We start from the raw sequence: 2,257 nt of genomic DNA, 5'->3' as shown, positions 1-2,257 counted from the left end.
GTGGACTCAACACAAACCAGCATCTGGGGTATGGAGGCCAACTATCCGGGGTCGGACAATGCCTGTCTGAGTGAAGTCGCAGGCGAGTTGCTTCCCGAAGCCTTGGCGGCAGGCCGCGCGGCGCTGACGCGGCTGATGGCGTCCGAGCCTGCACAGGCGGCGCAAGCATGAGCCCGCTGGACCCTGTTCTGGGGCCACGTTCGCGCCTGACCCTCGTCGTCGAGGAGTCCCGCATCGTTGAAATCTGGGTCAATGGCCGCGCGCCGCTGATTGGCCTGCATGACTATGACTGGGGCGAAACCGACCCGGACGCGAATCGTGACGCAGAAGGCTTCCCCTTCACCCCGATCAACTGGAAAGGCCCGGCATGGGCGCTTGGCCTTTCGCTTTACCCGCCAGAACAGGAGGACAATCCCATGGCACAGCCCGTACTGAAAACGATCCCCATCGAGCAATTGCATATCAGCAAGCTCAATATGCGGCACTCTCGCAAGGCCCCGGATGTCTCCGACATCCTGCCGTCCATCCGGGAGAAAGGCATCCGCCAGACGCTTCTGGTTCGGCCCGAAGGGGGCGGCTATGGCGTCGTCGCGGGGCGGCGGCGCTTCCATGCCTTGCAGGTCATCGCAGCCGAGACCGGCAAGTCGATCGCGGTCCCGTGCGCGATCATGGAAGCCGAGGACGACGCTGCCGCCGTCGAGGCCTCGCTGATCGAGAATGTTGCCCGCCTGCCCGCCACGGAAATGGAGCAATACAACGCGTTCGGAAAGCTGGCGCATGCAAGCCGGACGGTCGAGGAGATTGCTGGACACTTTGGCGTCACGGAGTTGAAGGTCCGCCGCATCCTCGCGCTTGCCAATCTCTCCGGCCCGATCCGCGCGCTTTATGCCAAAGACGAGATCGACCCGGAGACGATCCGCGCGCTCACGCTCGCCACAAAGGACCAGCAGGCCGAGTGGCTAGCCCTGTTCAGGAGCGAGACGGAACGCGCGCCCATGGGCCGCGCCTGCAAGGCATGGATCACGGGCGGAGCCATCATCACGACGGACAAGGCGCTGTTTGATCTGGCGACCTATGACGGCCGGATCACGACTGACCTGTTCGGAGAGACAGGCGTGTTTGCCTATGCCGACGCGTTCTGGAAAGCCCAATCGGCAGCGCTCGCAGCCAAGGTCGAGACCTATATAGAGGCCGGTTGGCGCAACGTGGAGGTTCTCGAACGCGGGATGTATTTTGCCAGCTGGGAGCATGTGAAACGCGCCCGCACCAAGGGCGGCAGCGTCATTGTCGAAGTCCGCCATGATGGCACCGTGACCTTCCATGAGGGCTACATTACGCAGGCCGAAGCCCGAAAATTGGAGAAGCGCGCAAGGCCGGGCGGCGATGCGGAGGCGACCGAGACCAAGCCTGAAATGTCCGGGCCACTGGCACAGTATATCGGCTTGCACCGCCATGGCGCAGCCCGCGCGACATTGCTTTCCCACCCAGGAATCGCCCTCCGGCTGACGGTGGCTCATGCTATTGTCGGGTCCGCCCTGTGGACTGTCAGGCGGCACGAATTCCTTGCCCGAAAGGAAGACATTCAGGCCAGCGTGGATGGCTCCCGTGCCACCGCCAAGATGAACGCTGCCGGGGACCATGTGCACCGCTTGTTTGAAGCCCACGGGCTCGCATCCCTGCGCGCAAATGGCGACGCCTATCACCTTAGCGAAGTCTTTGCAGCATTGCTCGGAATGGATGATACAGAAACCCTCAACGTACTTGCCTTTGTGATGGCTGACACGATGGAAGCGGGTGGTCCGATTGTGGAAGCCGTTGCCGTCGCCACCGAAACCGATATGGTCGCCTACTGGAAACCGGAACCTGTCTTCCTTGATCTCGTCCGCGACAAGCGCGCCATCAATGCCATGGTGGCCGACATCGCGTCTCCATCGACGGCGAAAGCATCGCTCACGGACACGGGCAAGGCCCAGAAGGAACTGATCTGGAACCGGATCATAGGCGAAGGGTGTGAGGCCAGTCCCGACTGGCGTCCGGGATGGATGCAGGTGCCGCCGACACGCCTTGTCGGGGATGCGGGGTCGCCGCCAGCAGATGCGTGGGCCCGGATCGCCTGCCTGTTTACGCCAGACGCGGACGACGTTTCTCCCGAAAACCAGCCTGTCGCAGAGCAAAGGGTCGCCTGAGAGATTGCGGTCTTTATGTCCGTGGAAGCAGAAGCCGTCCGGCAGTACGTCGGGCGGCTTTTCCGCATGCT

General features: G+C 62.7%; 1 protein-coding gene. It reads left to right on the top strand.

All coding sequences use genetic code 11. The features are described from left to right. Positions 1-167: 167 nt before the first annotated feature. Positions 168-2,186 (top strand): ParB/RepB/Spo0J family partition protein, encoded by a 2,019-nt coding sequence (locus HY30_RS16490; RefSeq protein WP_051615599.1) that lies wholly within the window; start codon positions 168-170, stop codon positions 2,184-2,186. The last annotated feature ends 71 nt before the right edge of the window (positions 2,187-2,257 follow it).

It is taken from the genome of Hyphomonas chukchiensis (assembly GCF_000682695.1).
Classification (GTDB): Bacteria; Pseudomonadota; Alphaproteobacteria; order Caulobacterales; family Hyphomonadaceae; genus Hyphomonas; species Hyphomonas chukchiensis.
The sequence above is the reverse complement of the archived record's forward strand: the minus strand, read 5'-3'. Positions and strand labels throughout refer to the sequence as shown.